Annotated in this window: 11 protein-coding genes; 8 read left to right on the top strand and 3 right to left on the bottom strand. The window is 61.5% G+C overall.

Annotated elements, in window-relative coordinates; translation table 11 throughout:
- Window positions 1–30: 30 nt before the first annotated feature.
- Complete coding sequence (locus KYC_RS12100; protein WP_008162451.1) at window positions 31–930, bottom strand: LysR family transcriptional regulator; 900 nt, start codon at window positions 928–930, stop codon at window positions 31–33.
- Between the two features lie 191 nt (window positions 931–1,121).
- On the opposite strand from KYC_RS12100, the gene KYC_RS12105 reads away from it, so the two are divergent.
- The 7 genes from KYC_RS12105 to KYC_RS12135 are packed head-to-tail and all read left to right on the top strand — an operon-like array spanning window position 1,122 to window position 7,771.
- Window positions 1,122–2,126, top strand: coding sequence for a tripartite tricarboxylate transporter substrate binding protein (locus KYC_RS12105; RefSeq protein ID WP_043518238.1), 1,005 nt, complete (start codon window positions 1,122–1,124; stop codon window positions 2,124–2,126).
- A 10-nt stretch (window positions 2,127–2,136) separates the two neighbouring features.
- Window positions 2,137–3,081, top strand: a complete 945-nt coding sequence (locus KYC_RS12110) for a tripartite tricarboxylate transporter substrate binding protein (protein WP_008162459.1) — start codon at window positions 2,137–2,139, stop codon at window positions 3,079–3,081.
- A 33-nt stretch (window positions 3,082–3,114) separates the two neighbouring features.
- The gene (locus tag KYC_RS12115) at window positions 3,115–3,909 is read left to right on the top strand and encodes a creatininase family protein (RefSeq protein WP_008162461.1); all 795 of its coding nucleotides are present in this window, start codon (window positions 3,115–3,117) and stop codon (window positions 3,907–3,909) included.
- Window positions 3,906–4,700 (top strand): HpcH/HpaI aldolase family protein, encoded by a 795-nt coding sequence (locus KYC_RS12120; protein ID WP_008162463.1) that lies wholly within the window; start codon window positions 3,906–3,908, stop codon window positions 4,698–4,700. The genes KYC_RS12115 and KYC_RS12120 overlap by 4 nt, the downstream gene beginning before the upstream one ends.
- A complete protein-coding gene (locus KYC_RS12125; protein WP_008162465.1) occupies window positions 4,697–5,497 on the top strand; it encodes a maleate cis-trans isomerase family protein in 801 nt (266 codons plus the stop codon). The genes KYC_RS12120 and KYC_RS12125 overlap by 4 nt, the downstream gene beginning before the upstream one ends.
- Before the next feature lie 7 nt (window positions 5,498–5,504).
- Window positions 5,505–6,791, top strand: a complete 1,287-nt coding sequence (locus KYC_RS12130; RefSeq protein ID WP_008162467.1) for a Zn-dependent hydrolase — start codon at window positions 5,505–5,507, stop codon at window positions 6,789–6,791.
- Window positions 6,788–7,771 (top strand): hydroxyacid dehydrogenase, encoded by a 984-nt coding sequence (locus KYC_RS12135; protein WP_008162469.1) that lies wholly within the window; start codon window positions 6,788–6,790, stop codon window positions 7,769–7,771. The genes KYC_RS12130 and KYC_RS12135 overlap by 4 nt, the downstream gene beginning before the upstream one ends.
- An 84-nt stretch (window positions 7,772–7,855) precedes the next feature.
- Here the strand turns inward: KYC_RS12135 and KYC_RS12140 are convergent, their stop codons facing one another.
- Both KYC_RS12140 and KYC_RS12145 read right to left on the bottom strand, forming a co-directional pair.
- On the bottom strand, window positions 7,856–10,213 hold the full coding sequence (locus KYC_RS12140; protein ID WP_081478023.1) for an arylsulfatase: 2,358 nt from the start codon (window positions 10,211–10,213) through the stop codon (window positions 7,856–7,858).
- Between the two features lie 75 nt (window positions 10,214–10,288).
- Entirely contained in the window at window positions 10,289–12,022 is a 1,734-nt protein-coding gene (locus KYC_RS12145; RefSeq protein WP_238531918.1) for an arylsulfatase, read from the bottom strand.
- Window positions 12,023–12,164: 142 nt separating this feature from the next.
- Between KYC_RS12145 and KYC_RS12150 the strand changes: the two genes are divergently transcribed.
- Window positions 12,165–13,307, top strand: coding sequence for an endonuclease/exonuclease/phosphatase family protein (locus KYC_RS12150; RefSeq protein WP_008162475.1), 1,143 nt, complete (start codon window positions 12,165–12,167; stop codon window positions 13,305–13,307).
- The last annotated feature ends 1,333 nt before the right edge of the window (window positions 13,308–14,640 follow it).

The following is a 14,640-nucleotide window of genomic DNA, read 5'->3' on the forward strand; positions in this document are numbered from 1 at the left end:
TTGTATTTGAGTCCGGCGCGCCGGACCTTGTCAGAATCGTTCCAGCAGCGGATGCGCAAACGGTGATTCGCGCAGGGTCGACTTTGCGCTTTGCAGCAGCTCCTGCACCAGTTCGTCCTTGCCTCGGGCAGCGGAAAGCACCATGCCGACCTCCCGGTAAATGGTGTCGTCGCCCAACCCGATCGCCCGCACTGTGTTCCGGTGCTGGGACAGATCCTTGACCGGAATCAGCGAGGCCCCGATTCCGCAGGCGACCATCTCCAGAATCGCATCGACGTCCTGGGACTCGACCTGGCACCTGGGATTGATCCGGTGATTCTGCAGAAAGCGGTCGACCATGCGGCCGCCAAATGACGCGCTGTCATATCGGATGAAGGGTAAAGACGTCAGCACCTCACGCCAGTCGTCGCAGGTTGCTTCCGCCGGGCACAACACCGTAAACGGCTCCCGCAGCAGCGGCACGAACGTCAGTTCGGCGGGCAGCGCGAAAAACGGCTTCACGACCATGGCCGCGTCAAGCTGGCCCTGGTCGACGGCGGTCAGCAGCGGCAGCGAGCCGCCCAATTCCAGATGGGTGCTCACGTCAGGATGCCGCTGTATCAGTCCCTTGATCATCGCGGGCAGGTAGCGCCGCTGCATGCTCTGGATCGCGCCCAGGCGCAGGTGGCCGCGCAGCTTGGGCCGTTGCGTTACCTCGCGCAGTTCATCGCAGAGGTGCAGGATATGTTCCGCGCGCGACACGATGTCGACGCCCGCCGCGTTCAGGCGCACCTGGCGCCCGGCCCGGTCAAGCAATTCCACCTTCAATGACTCTTCCAGGCGCTGGATCTGCGCGCTGGCGGCCGCCTGCGTCAGGCCGATATGGCGGGCCGCCGCCGTGATGGTGCCGTGCTGCGCGACGGCGATGAGGGTGCGGAGTTCCTTGATCATCGCTTACAAATAAAATTTGTGAAGATCATAAAAAAATACAGTTTTTCAATCCATAAATCTATAAATATCATGACTCCCAGTGCTTGACCTGCAGTACGGCCAAGCACTGCCACAGTCACCAGCCTCGGTACAGGGGCGGGGCCGTGGGCATGCCATCCGCATGTAGCGATTCATAAATCAAGGGGTTGAAAATGTTTCGTACTCAGCGATACGAGGGGTGCGCTCGCACCTATCGAACGCCGGCGCGGCTATTGCCGGCGTTGTTCTCCGCCACCATGGCGTTCGCGGCCCACGGCCAGCCGCTTGAACCTTATCCCACCCGTCCCATCACGATCGTCGTGCCGTTTTCCGCGGCCGGCGGCACGGATCTGACGGCACGGCTGTTTGCCCAGGCGCTGGAGCGGCAGGGCGGCCAGCCCGTCACGGTGTTGAACCGCCCGGGGGCGGGCGGCGAGCTGGGCATGGCCCAGGTGGCAAGGGCCGAGGCCGACGGCTACACGCTCGGCCTGTTGAACACGCCGAACCTGCTCAGCATCCCGATCGAGCGCAAGGCCCAGTTTGCGCTGACCTCGTTCGAGCCCGTGGCAAGCCTGGTCGACGATCCCGCCACGCTCAGCGTGCATGCGAACTCGTCGATTCATTCGATCGCAGACCTGGTGCGCGTAGCGGGCGCCAAGCCGGAGTCGGTGAAGTACGGCACCGCGGGCGTCGGCTCGGCGGGTCATCTTTCGGTGCTGTTGCTGGAAAAGCGCGCGGGCATCCGCCTGTTGCACGTGCCCTACAAGGGCACATCCGACGTACGCACCGCGCTGCTGGGCGGGCAGATCGACGTGGCGGCCGTCAACCTGGGCGAGGCGCTTGCATTTGCCGAGGGCAGCCCGTGGCGCACATTGGGCGTGATGAGCGGGGCGCGATCGGGTTTCGCGCCTGATCTGCCGACCTTCGCCGAAAGCGGTTATCCGCTGGTCTCTGGTTCCTTGCGCGGTATCGGCGCGCCGGCCGGCCTGCCGCCGGCGCGCAGCGAACAGCTGCGCAAACTGGTGCTGGCCGCGGCCGAGGACCCCAAGTTCAAGTCGGCCGCGAAACAGGCCAGCCAGGAACTGAAGGTGCTTGCCGACGCGCGCTACGCCGAGACCTTGCTGGCCCAGCAGGACCAGCTCAAGCAACTCTGGGCGGCATCGCCCTGGAACCAGTAAGGAGCATTCCATGAGAACCGCCATCGCATGCCTGCTGGCTTCCGCCTGCACCACCGCTTTCGCCGCCTGGCCGGAGCAACCCATCAACCTGGTCGTGCCTTTCCCCGCTGGCGCCGGCACAGACCTTACCGCGCGCACCATCGCGGCCTGCATGCAAACCAAGATCGACGGCGCTCGCTTTGTCGTGCTGAACAAGCCCGGCGCCTCGGGCGACATCGCCCTGAATTATCTGGCGCACGCCGAGCCCAACGGCTACACCATCGGCATCGTCAACACGCCCGGCATTGTCAGTCTGCCCATCGAGCGTAAGCGCAATTACACGCTGGACAGTTTTGAATTCATCGCCAACTTGGTGGAAGACCCCGGCACCATCAGCGTGCATGCGGACAGCCCGATCCACACCGTGGCCGACCTGGTGGCCGCCGCCAAGAAGAACCCTGGCGGCATCACGGTCGGCACCCAAGGGGTGGGATCGGCCGGCCATATCTCGGCGCTGCTGATCGAGCAGGCGGCGGGCATCAAGGTCGCGCCGGTGCCGTTCCAGGGCGCGTCACCGGCCAGCGTCGCGCTGTTGGGCAAGGTGATCGACAGCAGCATGGCCAACATGGGCGAAGCCGTGACGTTCGCGCGCGGCAATCCGTGGCGCATCGTGGGCGTAATGAGCGACAGCCGCTCGCCCGATGCGCCGGATGTCCCCACCTTCAAGGAGGCCGGCTATGACGTGTATTCGGGTTCGATGCGCGGGCTGGCCGCGCCACGCGGCGTGCCCGCGCCGGTCATGGAGAAGCTGGTCGACGCGGTGGACCGATGCAACCAGGACGCCTCCTACCTGGAGCGCGCCAAGAACAGCTTTCAGCCACTGAAGTACCTCAAGCACGACGAATACGTCAGCCGGCTGAAGGCGCTGGACACGCAGCTGCGCAAGTTGTGGCAGACCAACCCGTGGCTGCTGTAAGCCGCGATCCATTGAACCAAGGAGTCAAACCTGATGAGAACAGACCAGCATACCTATGACGACATTCGCGCCTACTTGCGCGAGCGCGACACGGTGCTGATCCCGGTGGGAGCGGTCGAGCAGTACGGCGCCCACCTGGCGACCGGCACGGAGCTGCGCATCTGCGAGGGCATCGCCACCGAGGCCGGCGAGCGGGCCGGCCTGGCGGTCACGCCTATCGTGCCGGTGAACTACTCGGCCATGTTCCTCGACTATCCCGGCACGCTGTCGGTCAGCATGGGCACGATCGAAGCGTACCTGCGCGAGATGTGCGACGCCCTGGCCGGCCAGGGATTCCGCCATTTCTTCTTCATCAATATCCACGCCGGCTCGCTGGGCCCGATTGAAAGCGTATGCCGCCATCTGCGCCGCAACTACGGGGCGGTGGGCGGACTGATAGACGTGTTCACCATCATGCGCGACGTGTCGGCGGGCAAGCTCCTGACCAAGAGCGCGCCCAGCGGCCATGCCTCGGAAATGGTGACGTCGGTGGCGCTGGCCAAGTATCCCGAGCTGGTGTTCATGGACCGCGCCAAGGCCGCCGGCCCGCTGCGCGCCTTCACCGAAGGCGTGACCACCGTGTCCAGCGGCAAGGTGACATTCGGCAAATCCAGCTTCGCGGTATTCAGCGACATCAGCGACTACGCGCCGATCGGCACGCAGGGCGATCCCAGCCAGGCCAGCGCCGAATCGGGACACGCCATCTGGAACGACGCCGTGGCCTATCTCAGCGACGCCGCATTGAAGTTCAGCAACATGCAGTTCAAGCCCGAAGGAGCGCAGGCATGAAAGTAAATCCCATCAAGACCCTGTGGCAGCAGAAACAGCCGGCGTTCGGCACCTGGGCCACGATGGTGCGTCACCCCCGCTTCATGAAGCTGCTGGCCGTGTCTGGCCTGGACTTCGTGCTGATCGAAATGGAGCACAGCGACTTCTCCATCAGCGAAGTGGCCACGATGTGCCTGGTGGCGCGCGAGGCCGGAATCGTGCCCATCGTGCGGCCGGCCGGCTCGGACTCGCACGACTACACCCGTCCGCTGGACGCAGGCGCCATGGGCCTGCTGCTGCCCAATATCGAAACGCCCGAGCAGCTGGAGCAGATCCTGCAGTACACCAAATACGGCCCGCGCGGCCAGCGCATCCTGAACATGCGCGGCCCGCACACCGACTACATCAAGCTCTCGTCGCCGCTGGAACAGACAGCCGTGATGAACGACAACACGCTCACCGTAGCCATGACCGAAACCCAGGTCGGCCTGAACAACCTGGAGCGCATATGCGCCGTGGACGGACTGGACGCCGTAATGATCGGCCCCGACGACCTGACACAGGACCTCGGCATCCCGGGCCAGATGCAACATCCGCGCTACCTGGAAGCCGTGGAACACGTGATCGCCACCTGCGGCAGGCTTGGAGTCCCCTGGGGATTCAGCTGCCAGGACCTCGCCGCCGGCGAGAAATGGATCGGCCGCGGCATAGGCTGGATGCCGTTCAGCAATGACGTCAACAGTCTGTTCAACACCTTCAGTCAGGCCGCCTCCGGGCTCAAGCGCCTGGCCAACCGGCAGGAGCAAGCATGAAGAAAATCGACACGTTGATGAAAACCACGGCGCGCTATCGTCCCTACGGTTGGCGCGCCAAGATCGGCCTGATCGTGCCGTCCACCAACACGATCAACGAACCCGAGTTCTATCGCATGGCGCCGGAAGGGGTCACGATCCACTCCGGCCGGGCTATCAACGCCGGCCCTGCCACCCAGGAAAACTACGACAAGATGGCGCGCGGCGTGATGGAAGCGGCCGACCTGATCAAGACCGCGGAGGTCGACGTGGTGGCCTACGGCTGCACGTCCGGGTCCATCGTGTGCTCGCTTGATGAACTGTGCGACGGCATGAGCGAGCGTGTCGGCGTGCCGGCCGTCGCCACCGCCGGGGCGGTGGTGGCCGCCTTGCGCGTGCTGGGCGCGAAGAAGGTGGCGGTCGGAACCCCGTACATCGACTTTGTGAATGTGCGCGAGCGCGAGTTCCTGGAGCAATACGGATTCGACGTGGTTTCCATCGAGGGCCTGGACCTTGGCCATACCCAGGAAGAACGGCGCGACATCGGCCGCGTGCCGCCCCAGGCGGCGTATCAGTTGGCGCGCGACATTGATCATCCCGACGCCGACGCCATCTTTCTGTCGTGCACCAACCTTGCCACCATCGACATGATCCAGCGCCTGGAAGACGAACTGGGCAAGCCGGTGGTCACCAGCAACCAGGCGACCTTCTGGGCCTGCCTGCGCCTGCTCAAACTGAACGACAGCGTGCCGGGCTATGGCCGCCTCCTGCGCGACCGGCTGGCCCCCATCACGCGATCCGACTACGCGCTGAGGTAAGCGAACCATGTGGATGAGCCCCGACCCCGACCTCCCGCTTGCCCGCCGAATGCTCGATACCTTGCGCGAACGCACTGCGGACGGCCTAGGCGTCACGCGCGACGCCTACGGAGCGGGCGAACAATGCGCCCACGACCTGGTGCGCGCCGAGGCGCTCCGGCTGGGGCTGGAGGTCCGCGTCGACGGCAGCGGCAATCTGTATGCGACCCTGCCAGGCAAGGACCGCACCCGGCCCGTGCGCATGACCGGCTCCCACCTGGATTCGGTGCCGGTCGGGGGCAACTTCGACGGCGCCGCGGGTGTTATCGCGGGGATGGCCGTACTGGCCGGCTGGCGCGCGCAGGGTTATACCCCGGAGGCGGACGTGACCGTCATGGGCATCCGGGCGGAAGAAAGCACTTGGTTCCCGTACTCGTACTTAGGCAGCAAGGCTGCGTTCGGCCTGGTAGAACCAGAAGTGCTTGAACTGTGCCGGGCCGATACCGGCCGCCGCCTGCGCGACCACGTCCGCGACCTGGGCCTCGATCCTGATGGCTACGGCGTTGCCGCGCTTGACCCGGCGCGCATCGACCGCTTTGTCGAATTGCATATCGAACAGGGACCGACCTTGGTGGAAGCGGGGCTGCCCGTGGGGATCGTGACCGGCATCCGCGGCAGCTTCCGCTATCGCAACATGCGATGGCTTGGCCGCTACGCGCATTCAGGCGCCGTCGGCCGCAAGAGCCGCAGCGACGCTGTGCGAGCGGCGGCACGCTGGATGACGGCGATCGACGACGCCTGGGAATCGCTTGAATCCGACGGGGCGGACCTGGTGGTGACGGTAGGGCAGCTGGCCACCAACCCGCGCGAACACGCGTTCAGTAAAGTCGCGGGCGAGTTGGATTGCTGCATAGATGTACGCAGTCAGAGCGTCGACGTCTTGCGCGACTATGACCGCATCATCCGCGAGTGCGCAGCCGAGGCCGCGCAGCTCACCGCGACGCAGGTCCAGTTCGGGCCGCAGACCGGCTCCAAGCCCGCAATGATGGACGCGGGCCTGGTGGCGCTGCTGCGCGGCTACTCGGACGCTCGCGGCCTTCCGGCCATGACGATGGCCAGCGGCGCAGGTCATGACGCCGCGATATTCGCCCAGCAAGGGGTGCCGTCGGCAATGATCTTTGTTCGAAACGAACACGGGTCGCACAACCCCGACGAGGCCATGGACCTTGAAGACTTTGGGCTGGGAGCGCGTCTCCTGGCTGATATCCTGGCGTCAGATTCGTCAGATCAAAATCCCGTAAGGAGTTCAGTATGAAGTGTTTGATTGTCCAGCCGATCCACAAGCAGGGCATTGATCTCCTGCAGCGGGCGGGCATCGAGTGTGTAACGCCGGCCTCCGCGGGCATGGCCGACGTGGCGCGCGCCATCGGCGACTGCGAGGCCGTCATCACGCGCAACGCGGGCCTCGACGCGGCGGCCATTGCCGCAGGCGCCCGCCTGCGCATCATCGGCAGCCACGGCGCAGGCACCAATATGGTGGACGTCAAGGCGGCAACCCGCGCCGGGATTCCCGTCGTCAACACCCCGGGCGCCAATGCGCGCTCCGTGGCCGAACTGGTGATCTCGATGGCGCTGGCCCTGTACAAGCGAACGATCACGCTCGATGCCGCGGTGCGTGCGGGCAACTGGAACGCTCGCTACGATTCCGGCCTGCGCGAGTTGGCGGGGGCGACATTGGGTGTGGTGGGCTTCGGCCAGATAGGCCGCGCCGTCGCCGACATCGCCAGCAAGGGCTTCGGCATGCGCGTGCGGGTCTACTCGCCGTCGGTGCCGGCGGCAGAGATCGAGCAGGGCGGATTCACCGCCGACCAGGACTTGGCCGAATTGCTGCGCAACTCAGACATCGTGTCCCTGCATCGGCCCGGCAATCCGGGCGCCGGCCCGCTGATCGACGCGACCGCCCTCGGCCTGATGAAGCCGGGCGCCTTGCTGATCAACACCGCGCGCGGCGGGCTGGTCGATGAGCAGGCACTGGCCCAGAGCCTGAAGGCGGGCCGCCTGGGCGGTGCCGGCATCGACGTGTTCTCGACGGAGCCGCCGCCCGCGGATCACCCGCTGATCGACGTGCCCAATGTCGTGCTGGCGCCGCATGCCGGCGGCAGCACGGAAGAAGCCTTGATCCGCACGGCGGTCGCCGTGGCGGGGCAGGTGGTGGACGCGCTGCGGGGCGAGCGGCCTAAGCATGTGGTCAATCCGGAAGCCCTGGACGGGGAGATGGCGCGCGTACCGGGTTGAGCTTCGGCTGACGCTTTCCCTTTTCGGGCGCACCAGTAAAAAGCCCCGCAACTTTCGTTGCGGGGCTGGCAATCAGCTTCCGGCCTACTTCAAATCCACCGTGACCTTGCCAATCTTGCCGGTGTAGGCGAACGGCAGGGCATCTGCGTAAGTTTCGGCCACTGCGCTGCCGAGGTCCATGCCGATGTCCAGCGTCTCGGTGGCCGAGAAACGTGTCGGCGCCACGTTGTCGATGGACCCCTCGCCGGCCGGCTGGCCATTGATGAACAGACGCACGGTGCCGCCAGTCGTGAGCTCTCCGCCCGGCTGCTGCACGTATTCGAGGGCGACATTTGCCTTGCCTGCCGGCACGGTCTGGTCGGACGTCACTTTGTAGCGGTTCTTTCCGAAGAAGTTGTACTCGTACACCAGGCGCTGATCCTTGATGTAGAGCGTGTAGCCCGCGCCGCTGCCGCCTTCGGCGATGATCACGCCCTGCGCCTTGCCATCCGCCGTGTCGACATCAGCGGCGATGCGGTGAGAGCGCTTGTAGATCGGAGGCGCGCTGCCTTCGGGAACCCGCGTCGTCCCGGAGACGTACGTGAAGCTGGTTTTGCCGCGCGTCGCGGAAGGCCTGTTGGGGTTGCTCGCGCGCTCGGCAAAGCGATCATCCAGCGGAAAGACGTCGTATTTCTTCGCCTCCTGGTCAAAGAGATTCTGCAGCTCCTTCAACTTGGCCGGGTTTTGCTGAGCCACATCATTGGCCTGGGAGAAATCTTCGCGGATGTTGTAGAGCTCCCATTTGTCCTGCTCGAAAGGCACCGAGCCGCGCAACACCCAGGGCACGCCGTGGAAGGCTGTGGCGACCCAGCCGTCATGGTAGATGGCGCGATGGCCGCCGGTCTCGAAATACTGCGTTGTGCGCGTGCTGGGGGCCTTGGGCTTGTCGAAGGAGTACGCCAAACTCACGCCCGCCAGCGGAGTCTGCTTCACGCCGTTGACCGAGGTTGGGAACGTGATGCCGGTCACCTCGTAAATCGTCGGCGCAATGTCGATGACGTGGTGGAACTGGGTGCGCAGGCCGCCGTGCTCGGCGATCTTCTTCGGCCAGCTGACCACCATGCCGTTACGGGTGCCACCGAAGTGCGAAGGGACGCGCTTCATCCATTGGAACGGCGACGAACCGGCCCAGGCCCAGCCCACCGGGTAGTGGTTCTCGTGCTTCGGGCCGCCGATCTCGTCGATCTCTTTTATCTGCGAGGCCACGTCGTCAGGGACGCCGTTCTGCGTCATCATGTTGTTCGTCGTCCCGGTCAGGGAACCTTCGGCACTCGGACCGTTGTCGCCGGCGATGTAGATGATCAACGTGTTGTCGGCATCCGGCAGCGCATGCACGGCATCCAGCAGGCGGCCAATCTGGTAATCGGTGTAGGCCAGATAGGCGGCAAACACTTCCTGGTGCCTTGCGAAGAGCCGCTTCTCATCGGCCGATAGTGAATCCCAGGCCTGGATTTCCTTGGGGCGCGGTGTCAGGCGCGTGTTGGCAGGCACCACACCGAGCTGCTTCTGGCGCTCCAGCGTTTCTTCGCGCACCTTGTCCCACCCCTGGTCGAACTTTCCCTTGAACTTGTCGATCCATTCCTTAGGCGCGTGCAGCGGCGCGTGCGCAGCCCCTGGGGCGAAGTAGGCGAAGAACGGCCTGTCCGGTGCAATCGACTTGGAACGCTGGATCCAGGCGATGGCCTCGTCGGTCATGTCAGGCATCAGGTGATAGCCCTGCTCCGGCGTCTTTGACGGCTCAATCGGCGTCGTGTTGCGAAACAGCTGGGGATACCACTGGCTGGTCTCTCCGCCTTGGTAGCCATACCAGTATTCGAAACCCAGGCCTGTAGGCCAACGCTCGAAGGGGCCGACCGGGCTGGTCTCCCAATCAGGGGTGTTGTGCCACTTGCCGAAGGCTGCCGTTGCATAGCCGTTCTGCCGCACGACCTCGGCGACAGAGGCGACATTCTTGCCCCAGATGCTGTCGTAGCCGGGGTAGCCGGTCGAGAGCTCGGTGATCGTGCCCATGCCCACCTGGTGGTGATTGCGGCCGGTCAGCAGCGCGGCGCGCGTGGGCGAGCAAATCGCCGTGGTGTGGAACTGGTTATAGCGCAGGCCCTCGGAAGCCAGTTTGTCCAGATTGGGCATCGGCACCGGACCGCCGAAAGTGGCCGGCTGCCCAAAGCCGACATCGTCAAGCAGCACCACCAGCACATTGGGCGCGCCGGCAGGCGCCTTGATGGGTTGAGGGTAGTCCTCGCGCGAGTCCTTGTAGGTCTTGCCGATCACGCCCTTGAAAGCCGCTTGCGGTTTGGGCAGGACCTCCTGCGCCCGCGCCGCCGTTGCGCCTAGGCCCAAGGCCAGGCTTGTGGCGGTAAAGATCGCAAGTGTCCAGCGTTTGCCTCGATGTGGTGTCGGCATAGCCCTCTCCTTCGCGTTGGTCGCCGCCCGCTTTGCTCGGGCTACTCGCGTCAATGATTGCAGGCCCGCTATTGGCTATTGCCGCCCCTTGTTCATGTATTCCTCAACGACGTTGGACATGTCATAGGTTTTGGAACCTTGGACGGGGGGATAGTCCGCCAGGCTTTTCAGGTGTTGCTGCATGATCTCGCTCATTGGGGCCATCAGCCAGGACACTTTCTGCACCAAATGGCCATAGGAGTCTTCGTTGTCATAACTTTCGAAGGGGTCCATGCGCAGATTGAACAGGAGAGGCATGGTGCGCGGAATTACGTTGCTGTAGTAGCTCTCCTTTTCAGAAAAGTGGAGCTTCCACGGGCCCATGCGCATCGCAGTCAACTTATTCTCGTAATAGTACAAAAGGCTGTTGCGCGCCGATTCGCGGGACTTCCCGAGCCAGTATTCCATGTTGTTGATGCCGTCAATGTACTGACTCTTCTCCTTCAACATGCGCTCATTCACGTTCGCTACTCCGGCCGCTGCGGCCAGCGTGGTAAACATGTCCATATGAGTCTGAATGCCGTTCAACGTTTGTGCAGGCTTGATCACACCTGGCCAGCGAATCATTGAAATCACACGCACGCCGCCCTCGAACGTGCCCATCTTCGCGCCACGGAAAGGCGTGGTTCCACCATGGGGCCAACTGGCGTGTTCCGGGCCATTGTCGGTTGAGTACCAAACGATGGTGTTTTCATCGAGCCCGTTCTCTTTCAGGAAATCAAGAATCACGCCGACATCGTGATCGTGTTGCATCATGCCCGAACCATGCAGGTCGGCTTCGCTTGTGTATTGCTCCGCAGCGTAGCGCCACTTCTCATTCAGCCGCGTGTAGACATGCATGCGGCTGGTGTTTAGCCAGACGAAGAAGGGCTTTCCATCATCTTTCGCCTGCTTCATGAATTTCATCGCGAGAGGCGCAACTTCTCCACCGTCGAAGTCCTCCATCCGCTTTGCATCCAGCTTGCCTGCGTCCTGGATGACTTGTTTTCCTACTCGGCCCCAACGTGGGTCGGTGGTGGAGTCGTCCTTGTTTGACGCGAACGAGTGGACCACATTGCGCGCGCCAAACTTCTTCTCGTAGGCTTCGGAGCTACCCGAGTACTTGGCGCCAAAGTTCTTGTAGTCACGTTGATCCGCCTCTTCCATCACGTTCAGGTGATAAAGCAGACCAAAGAATTCGTCAAAGCCATGGACCGTAGGAAGGGCGGAGTTGTGATCGCCAAGGTGGTTCTTGCCGAATTGTCCCGTGGCGTAGCCGGCGTCTTTCATTACCTCCCCAAGACTCGGAGACTCGGCCATCAGTCCTCGAGGATCTCCAGGCTGCCCTACGGTCGTCATGCCGGACCGAATCGGATACTGGCCGGTAATAAAGGCCGCGCGCCCTGCCGTGCATGAAGGTTGTGCATAGTGGTCTGTGAAACGTATGCCCTGCTGGCCGATGCTGTCGATGTTCGGGGTCGTGTAGCCCATTGTCCCCATGCCATAGGCGCTAACGTTCTGCCAACCGATGTCGTCACCCCAAATCACCAGGATATTCGGCTTTTTCTCTGCGCTGGCGCTGGCGCTGGCTGTCGAAGTGCTGGATTGCGCGTGTGCAGTAGTCGCCATCAATACGCCGGCAAGGCCGGAAAACACCAATCTAAATATGTTCTTCATGAAAAGCTCCGCACTTTTCTTATTAGGTTGGTCGAGACCGATGAGGGGCCGGCAATCCAGGATTGCGGCCAGACTCAGTTTAAGAGAACCGGATGGCGCGTTAAGGTTTTTCATTGCCCGCCGCTGGTTAGCCCATTTGCGCCGATCTATCATGTCAGGCTGCTTCCCTCTCCCTTGCCGTCTTTATGGGTAAAAAAGCACCCATTACAAACATCTGGCGAACGGGTAATCTGGAGCGCATTGGGAGGAGAACAGCATGAAATTGCGCATTGCGACTTTCAATGTTGAGAACCTGTTTCGTCGCGCAGCCATTCTTAATCTGCGCGATTCCGCGCGGGTTGATGAATTGCTCCAGCTTGTCAAAGAATTGCAGGGGCTGCTCGACCGAAGCGACTACTCGAACGCTTTGAAGGACGAGGTGTTCGAGATCTCCCATCAGCTTGTGACCTACGTTGATATCCGAAAAGATGCCGGGTCGCTAGGAGACTGGAAGAAGGAGAACAGCCGTACGGGTTTCAGAATCAACAAGAGCTGCAAGGGACGCGGCGATTGGCTGGGCGAGATCGTCTTCCGGGCAAAGGAGTTTTCCGACCAGCAACGCAAGAACACCGGAAAAGTGATTAAGGCCTTGAACGCCGACATCCAGTGCCTTGTCGAAGTCGAAGGCATGGACGTGCTCAAAGGCTTTAACAGCCAGGTTCTTCACACCAAAAAGTTCAAACAGTTCGTCATGATCGACAGCCCCAACGATCCGCGAGGAATTGATGTGGCCTGCCTCACGCGGGGCAGGATTATTGGTATCAAGACCCATGTTTTCGATGACGGGCAAGTCTTCAAGCCGGTTTTCAGCCGCGATTGCCTGGAGGTCGCCATTACATTCGAAGGGTTGAATCAACCCGTGTTCGTGCTCTGCAACCATTTCAAGAGTCAGAGCGGAAGATTGGACGCAGACAGGCGAAAGTCTGCGGCCAGGCGCAAGGATCAATCTCGCACAGTCGTAAGCATCCTGAAGGCCTACGATCTCAAAAAAGACTATGTGGTCGTGCTGGGAGACCTCAATGAGGACACGGACAACGCATTCAAGAGCTTGGACCCGCTGTTCGACGTCGAAGGGCTGCACCCCATTGTTGATCGCAATCTTCCAGCAACACAGCGCTACACCTATCACTTCGGCGGCGGCAAGAAGGGCGAACGCCTGAATCAACTCGACTATATCTTTCTGTCGAGTCCGCTCCACGATGCCGTTGTAGGGCAGGGGTTTGAGAGGCGGGGAATTTTCGAGATCGAGAAGATCACCGCTAAGGAGGGGGCCGAACTCGTCAAACCCTTCCCGGAAGTCTCCTCTTGGGATCTTGGCGCATCCGATCATGCTGGAGTTTGGGTCGAACTTGACCTTTGATGAACAGACTGGCGCGCTGGACCCGAAAATAAGCCATCTAGCCCGCAACCGACACTGCAGCCGACGGCCTGCCGTCGCGACTGTGCATCAGAGTTAGTTTCGAAGAATGATGCTGCGTTGATTCACTCTGCCTGCAGATGGAAGTTTCGGCGCAGTCGGCGAGGCACGACTATCCGTGGCATTGCCGGAAGGTAACGTGTCGGGCCTGATAGCGTGTTCAGGGGAGGTGGTCGACTACATGGCTACTAGATTTTATGAGCCAACTGAAGGTGCTTCTTTTTTTTCTTGAGGCTGATCTCTACTCTGCAAATGTGGCAGAAGGTAGTGTGTGTCATTCGGGTACGTTTGACTTTTGTGATCGCGTACCTCAATTCGGGGGCGTCGAATGGGGAAATAGTATTCCCTTCTTTGTTGATCTCACACAGTTGACCAAGTAGGTAGCCTGCATTGTTCTTTACATCCAGAAAGTAGGCCCCACTCCCGCCAGTCTCTAATATGCACTCGGTGATCCCATGCTCTACCCTTGCAAACCGGACGACTCCAGCAGAGTCGCTACGTTCTTTAGAAGATTCAGTGGGCGCGGAAGGGAAAGCGATCGTTGGGATAGTGGGCGGCGAGCCGCTTTGACTATCTAGGAAACAACCGTGCCTTGTCCACGGTGCGCCAAGCGGACCATCTAGCCAAACGCTGCCCCCGTTATGTCGGACGAAAAACACTCTTGCGTTGCAGATTGGACAGAGAGTCAGGTAGCAAGCAGAATTCGGCGCATGCTGTTCTTTGGTGAAGTCCGTGTATGTTTTGCTCAAGAACGCACTACAAGAGCCGGCGCTGTGCAAAGGAATACATCGACCGTTGATGTACCGGAAGGTGATTAAGTCACCGCAGTAGGTGCAGGAAGACATTGCTGAACTTTGCGTGTTTACGAATAGCCTAACTAGATTTAGAAGGCATGTAATAGGCATGCCTAGCTTGCCTAAGACTGTATGAGCTTTCAGCTCGATAGACAAATTAACTGTTGCTGTGTTTTGAAGCGGCCTCAGATTTTTTTCGACCTGAGTCTTTGGTGAGATCAATTGATCAACGATTCGATTGACCGTCTCTGAGCGACGGCGGCCGCGGGCCACAAAAGTAAAGTTCGCCTTTCTTCAACCAGCGTGGCGTCTATCTGCGTAGGAGAGGGGAGGACGTTCGCACAGTGACAGACGTTGCCCGCCCCAAAGCCAGAAGGCGACCTCTAATTCTACGGTTCAGGGATTTCCCCAATCACATTCTCCTTGCGGAAAATCAATGCTCTATAGGACACTTTGTGTCATAGCGCTGCGACGGCGCACAC

The sequence above is a fragment of the Achromobacter arsenitoxydans SY8 genome, assembly GCF_000236785.1.
Taxonomy (GTDB): domain Bacteria; phylum Pseudomonadota; class Gammaproteobacteria; order Burkholderiales; family Burkholderiaceae_B; genus Achromobacter; species Achromobacter arsenitoxydans.